General features: G+C 69.4%; 6 protein-coding genes and 1 pseudogene. 1 reads left to right on the top strand and 6 read right to left on the bottom strand.

Annotated elements, in window-relative coordinates:
* Positions 1-69: 69 nt before the first annotated feature.
* From ACFTZB_RS42085 to ACFTZB_RS42060, 6 genes and pseudogenes are all read right to left on the bottom strand, one after another.
* A pseudogene (locus ACFTZB_RS42085) lies at positions 70-893 on the bottom strand (HpcH/HpaI aldolase/citrate lyase family protein).
* A 29-nt stretch (positions 894-922) separates the two neighbouring features.
* Complete coding sequence (locus tag ACFTZB_RS42080) at positions 923-2122, bottom strand: lactonase family protein (RefSeq protein ID WP_378441358.1); 1200 nt, start codon at positions 2120-2122, stop codon at positions 923-925.
* Entirely contained in the window at positions 2119-2436 is a 318-nt protein-coding gene (locus ACFTZB_RS42075; RefSeq protein WP_378441356.1) for an antibiotic biosynthesis monooxygenase family protein, read from the bottom strand. Before ACFTZB_RS42075 ends, ACFTZB_RS42080 begins: the two co-directional genes overlap by 4 nt.
* Positions 2437-2473: 37 nt before the next feature.
* Positions 2474-2944: a cupin domain-containing protein gene (locus ACFTZB_RS42070; protein ID WP_378441354.1), complete on the bottom strand. Its 471-nt coding sequence runs from the start codon at positions 2942-2944 to the stop codon at positions 2474-2476.
* Between the two features lie 154 nt (positions 2945-3098).
* Positions 3099-4517 carry an NAD-dependent succinate-semialdehyde dehydrogenase gene (locus ACFTZB_RS42065; protein ID WP_378441352.1) on the bottom strand — a complete coding sequence of 473 codons (1419 nt, stop codon included), beginning with the start codon at positions 4515-4517 and terminating at the stop codon, positions 3099-3101.
* Between the two features lie 40 nt (positions 4518-4557).
* The gene (locus ACFTZB_RS42060) at positions 4558-4878 is read right to left on the bottom strand and encodes a putative quinol monooxygenase (protein ID WP_378441350.1); all 321 of its coding nucleotides are present in this window, start codon (positions 4876-4878) and stop codon (positions 4558-4560) included.
* A gap of 85 nt (positions 4879-4963) precedes the next feature.
* On the opposite strand from ACFTZB_RS42060, the gene ACFTZB_RS42055 reads away from it, so the two are divergent.
* A partial coding sequence (locus tag ACFTZB_RS42055; RefSeq protein WP_378441348.1) for an Ldh family oxidoreductase occupies positions 4964-5877 on the top strand: 914 nt, incomplete at its 3' end.

The raw sequence follows: 5877 nt of genomic DNA, 5'->3' as shown, positions 1-5877 counted from the left end.
GGACGGCACGCTGCGGGGAAGGTCCGGCGCGCGGGTGAATGTCGGTTCGGTCCGCGCGGCGGACTGGTTTCAGGCGTCGTTGGTGGCGAAGGCGGTCACGAGCTGCCGGATGCGTAGGGCGCGAGCAAGTTTCGGTCGGTCGCTGCCGTCGGTGACGTGCGCGCCGTCCACGCCGAGACGGGCGATGACGGTCTCGGCCCAGTCGATGTCGTGCGCGGTCGGGGACAGTGCCGTGTTGATCGAGGCGATGTGGTCCGGGCGCAGGCACAGCTTGCCGGTCATCCCGGCCGCGACGCCGACCGCGACCCCGGCGAGTAGATCGGTATCGGCGTGGGTGGGGCCGTCGATGGGCGGGGCGATCCGCTCGGCGCGGCTGGCGACGACCAGACGTGAGCGGGCATACGCCAGCGACACCGGGTCGGCCGCGGCGCCGGTGTCGCGGCGGAAGTCGCTGCTGCCGAACGCCAGCCGCACGGTGGCGGCGGCCCGGGCGATGGGGCGGGCCTCTTCGAGTCCGAGCGCGGACTCGATCAACGCCACGACCGCAGAGTCGGCGGGCAACCGCTCGGCGGTGGCCTCGACCTCGGCGTGCTCGGTCTTGGCCAGCATCACCCCGCCGAGGCGACCGGTGTCGGCGAGCATCCGCAGGTCCTCGGCCCAGTGACTGGTGGTGGCGTCGTTGATCCGCACCCAGGCGGTGTGGCCGTCACCGAGCCACCGGGCGGTGTGATGCCGGGCGGCGGCCTTGTCGGGTCGGCGACGCCGTCCTCGAGGTCGAGAACGAGCACATCGGCGCCGCAGGAGCCTGCGGCGGCGATCACCGCGGGATCGGCGGCGGCCGTGAGCAGCCAGGTCCGCGCGAGCGCGATGCGGGACGGATCGGGGATAGGCATGTGTGCTCGCGAGTCCTTTCGGTAGGTGCTCACGGAACGTCGACGAAGGTGATGCACGACGGCGTGCCGGTGGCGATCGGCTCCCCGCGACGGTCCAGTCGCCCAGTCACGGGATCGAGGGCGAACGCAACGATGCTGTCGCCCTTCTGGTTCGCCACATACAACGTCCCGCCCGCGGGATCGAGGGTCATGAACCGCGGCTGGTGACCCCCGGTGTCGGTCAGGGCCGGAGGCGTCAGGGATCCGACCGGGGTGATGCCGAACGAGGCGACCGAATCGTGCCCCCGGTTCGAGACGTGGACGAATCGGCCGTCGCGGCTGATCACGATCGCCGCGGCGGTGGATTCTCCGTCGAAGCCGGCCGGCAGCGTCGACGCGGACGCGCCGGCGGTGACGGCGGCGGTCTGCTGGTCGTAGTGGTAGACGGTGACCTGCGAGGACAGCTCGTCGACCAGGTAGAACGCCGGCAGATATGGGTGATAGGCCAGATGCCGCGGTCCGGTACCCGGCGGCGTGAGCACCGGATCGCCGAGCACCGACAGCGTCCCGGCCGCCACGTCGTAGCCGAATCGGTGCAGCCGGTCGGTGCCCTTGTCCGGGACGATCAGGTACCGGCCGGCCGGGTCGAACAGCACCTGATGCGGTTGGGGCCCCTTCTGGTCTTCCGGCAGCGGCCCGGGCGTGCCGGTCAGCTGCACCAGTTGCGATCGCTCTCCGAGGGTGCCGTCGGCGGCGCGGGGAAAGACCGCGATCGACCCGGTGGCGTAGTTGGCGACGACCAGCCGGGTCTCGTCAGGGGAGAGGGCCAGGTGCACTCCGTTGGTGCCACCCGTGTCGACGGTGCCGAGTTCGGTGAGATGCCCTATGCCGCGGTCGATCCGGAAGGAGGTGACGCGGTTGCCGTCGCCTTCGACCGAATAGAGGGTGGCCGCGGCCCGGTCGGTGATCAGATAGGACGGGTTCGGTGTCGTGGGCAGCACCTGCACCGGCTCCCAGCGACCTGCGGTGTTCACCTGGAACACCGCGATGCCCTGCCCGCGGCCTTCCCTCTTGGCGGTGGTGTAGCAGCCGACGTAGGCGAACATCGTCCGCTCCGGGCCCCCGTCGCTCGATCCGAGCGGCCACGCCCCCGCCGCGCCCATGCCCGCGCCGACGGCGACCGCCGCCACGGCCACCGCCCCGCCTCCGGCGGCCAGGAACGACCGCCGACTCAACCGCACGCTGGTCACCGAACCGGCTCCGCGGTGAATCCGACGTCGAGACGATCGGTGTGTTCGACGACCGGGGGTTGCGCGAAGTGCTCACCGACCAGACCGCGCCATCGGGCGAAGTCGTCGGATTCGCGGAACCGGACGGTGTGGTCTTCGAGGGTGTTCCAGTCGACGATCAGGTAGTACCGCTGCGGGTGCTCGGTACTGTGCTGGACCTGCATGCCGCGGCACCCGTGCGCGCGGGCGAACAGGGGAACCGCCTCGGTGAGTGCGGCTTCGAAGGCCTTGTTGTGGTCCTCGTGTATGTCGAGGCGGGCGATCTCCCACACCATGATCGGGGGTCCTTTCGCGGAGCCGGATGGGGGCGGGTCAGGCGAGGTTGGTGCCGTGTTCCTCGTCGATGCGGGTGGTCGCACCGGTAGCGACGATGGTCCGATTCGCATCCACGGAGGCGTAGGTCCAGAAAATGTGCAGCTCGTCCGTGTCGGAGGCGTTGCGGAAGAAGTGCGGAATGCCGGCGGGGATGAACGAGTTGTCGCCGACGGTGACGGGGTGCGGGGTGCCGTCGATGTGGGCGATCGCGGAGCCACGGATGATGAGCACGGACTCGTCGCAGTTGTGGAAGTGCTCGGGGATCGCGGCGCCGGGACCGAACATGGTGATGCCGTTGAGGAAGTCCTTGCCGCCGACCTGCTGGGAGACCAGCGGGATGGTGCGGGCGCCGCCGCCCCGCTGGCGCGGGGTGATCTCGGAGGAGCGCAGCACGGCGGCGTTGCGTCCGTCCCGCAGCTGCGCGGAGACGGCCAAGGCGGTGGGATCGGCGGTGGTGATGTCGGTCATGGGAAGCGAAACTCCTTGATTACTGAGGTGTCCGGCGTCGGTGGACTGGGTGCGGCCGACACCGTCGAGTGGCGGGACGAGCTGTGTGCTGTTTGCGCCGTTCCGGGATCCCCCCGGGTGTTTGGGAACGGGTGCGGGATTATCGGGTGGGGGATTATTCGGAGACCGGGGCCTGGGCGCCGGGTTCGTTCATCGCCCACCAGGTGCGGATGTTGACGAATTCGCGGATTCCGGGAGCGGCGAGTTCGCGGCCGTATCCGGAGCGTTTGGTGCCCCCGAACGGCATCCGGGCGTCGGAGGCCACGACGGAGTTGATGAAGCACGCCCCGGACTCGATGCGCCGGCCGACGGCGATGGCAGCCTCGAGGTCGGTGCCCCAGACGCTGGCGCCGAGCCCGAACGGGGTGTCGTTGGCCACCCGTACCGCCTCGTCGGGCCCGTCGACGGTGATGATCGTGGCGACCGGCCCGAAGGTCTCCTCGGCGTAGACCGACATGCCCGGCTGGACGTCGGCCAGAACGGTGGGGGCGTAGAAGAACCCGTCGGTGCCCTCGAGCGGGTGCCCGCCGTGCAGGACGGTGGCCCCGGCGGCGACCGCGGACTGAACCTGCCGGTCGATGCCCTCGAGCAGATCCCTGCGGGCCATCGGCCCGACATCGGTGCCATCGGTTTCCGGGTCGCCGACCTGCAGCCGACCGACGTTCTCGACGAACAGGCGGGTGAACTCATCGGCAACGGCGGCGTCGACGATGAACCGTTTCGGGGAGATGCAGCTCTGCCCGTTGTTGAGGAACCGTCCCCGCGCGGCGAGCGCGGCCACACGGGGAAGGTCGGCGTCGGCGAGAATCACGAACGGATCGGATCCGCCGAGCTCGAGGACCGACTTCTTGATCTCCCGGCCGGCGATGGAGCCGACCGCGCTGCCCGCGCGTTCACTACCCGTGATGGTCACCGCCCCGATCCGCGGGTCGGCGATCAGTCTCTCGGTGACGGCGGGCACGTCGGGTTCGGCGATCAGCACGGTGGTGAACAACCCAGCGGGCAGACCCGCCGCGAGCAGAATGTCCTGACAGGCCAGGGCGCTGCCGGTGGTGTTGGGCGAGTGCTTGAGCAGGGCGGCGTTGCCGGCCATCAGGGCGGGCGCGGCGAACCGGAACACCTGCCAGAGCGGGAAATTCCACGGCATGATCGCCAGCACGATCCCGACCGGCTCGTAGGAGACCCAGCTGCGATCGGCGGAGGTGGCGTAGTCCTCGTCGGCGAGGAAGGTGGCGGCGTGGTCGGCGTAGAACTCGAGGCCGATCGCGCACTTGTCGACCTCGGCGCGGGACTCGGCGAGCGGTTTGCCCATCTCCCGGGTCACCAGCCGGGCCAGCTCCTCTGACCGCTCCCGCAGGACGGTGGCCGCGGACCGCAGGAGTTCGCCACGGGTCTTGAACTCCTCGGTCGCCCACTGCTTCTGCGCGGTCGCTGCGGCGTCGACGAGGGCATCGATGCGCTCCGGTGACATCGCCTCGTACGTGTCCAGCGGTTGCCCGGTGGAGGGGTTGATGGTGGTGATGGTGGCAGTCATGAAGGTCCTTCGAACGACGGGACGGGTGGTAGCGGCGGGCTCAGGCATGCGCGGTCGCATCGGACTCGCTGACGAGCACCTCGGCGAAGGTGTTGACCTGGCTGCCGGGGACCAGGCATTCGTCCGCGCCTGCCCGCCAGTCGGCGAAGTGCGGGGCCGCCTTGTGTTCGGCGAACGCCTCGGTGTCCCGGTAGAGCTCGTAGAAGAAGAAGTGGTTGGGCTCCTCGGCATGCTCGACGACATCGAAGCGCAGACATCCCGGTTCGTCCCGCACCGACCGCGCCGCATTGTCGGCGATCACCTCCAGGAACCTCTCCCGCTTTTCGGGCTTGACCTGCACCGACACGATCAGACTGAGCATAGTTCTCCTTTGAACTCTTTCCTGAATCCCCTTAGGTATGTCATAGTGTATACCGAAGCGTATCGAATAGAAACGGGGAACTGACATGAACGACGTCCGCGTGAAGCCCGAGGCTCTGACCGCCTTCGGCTGCGAGGTACTGGAGAAGATAGGCGTGCCTGGCGACGACGCGGCCCTGGTTCTCGACAGCCTGGTGCAGGCCGACCTGTGGGGACACCAGTCCCACGGTGTTCTCCGCCTGCCCTGGTACGCGACCCGCCTGCAGTCCGGGGCGATGACCACGGTGACCAGCCCGGAAACCCTGGTCGACGGCGGCGCTCTGCTACTGCTCGACGGCCGCGCCGGCATCGGGCAGGTCCTCACCGAAACGGCTCGCCGCGAGGCCGTTGCCCGTGCCCGCGAGCACGGCGTCGGTGTGGTCGGAGTACGCAACTCCAACCACTTCGGCACCGCGATGTACTACACCCGGCGCGCCGCCCAGGACGGGTGCGTGTCGATCCTGACCACCAACGCCAGCCCCGCGATGGCGCCGTGGGGCGGCCGCGAAAAGGTCCTCGGCACCAACCCGTGGTCGATCGCCGCCCCGGCCCCCTCCGGCTCGGGCGTCGTGGCCGTCGACATCGCCAACACCGCCGTCGCCCGCGGCAAGATCTACCTCGCCCGCAACCGCGCCGAGAAGATTCCGTCCACCTGGGCCATGGATTCTGCCGGGCGCGTCACCACCGACCCGGCCGCCGCCATCGACGGTGTCATTCTCCCCATGGCCGGGCACAAGGGTTACGCCATCACGTTCATGATGGACATCCTCTCCGGCGCCCTCACCGGAAGCCGCACGGGATCCCGCGTCCGCGGACCATACGAGGCCGACAAGGTCAGCGGCGCAGGACATCTGTTCATCGCCATCGACGTCGCCGCCATGGGCTCGACCACCGCCTACCTCGACTCGGTCGGCGAACTCATCGACGAGGTCAAGAACACCGCCCTCGCCGAGGGCGCCGA

The sequence above is a fragment of the Rhodococcus sp. NPDC057014 genome, from assembly GCF_042673295.1.
In the GTDB taxonomy this organism is placed as follows: Bacteria; Actinomycetota; Actinomycetes; order Mycobacteriales; family Mycobacteriaceae; genus Rhodococcus_F.
Note: the sequence above shows the minus strand (reverse complement) of the source record. Positions and strands in the feature narration are given on the sequence as shown.

What these genes read in the sequence shown, in the direction of transcription:
- ACFTZB_RS42060 (WP_378441350.1), bottom strand. Translation starts at nt 4,878, where the DNA reads ATGCTCAGTCTGATCGTGTCGGTGCAGGTCAAGCCCGAAAAGCGGGAG.
- ACFTZB_RS42075 (WP_378441356.1), bottom strand. Translation starts at nt 2,436, where the DNA reads ATGGTGTGGGAGATCGCCCGCCTCGACATACACGAGGACCACAACAAG.
- ACFTZB_RS42065 (WP_378441352.1), bottom strand. Translation starts at nt 4,517, where the DNA reads ATGACTGCCACCATCACCACCATCAACCCCTCCACCGGGCAACCGCTG.
- ACFTZB_RS42070 (WP_378441354.1), bottom strand. Translation starts at nt 2,944, where the DNA reads ATGACCGACATCACCACCGCCGATCCCACCGCCTTGGCCGTCTCCGCG.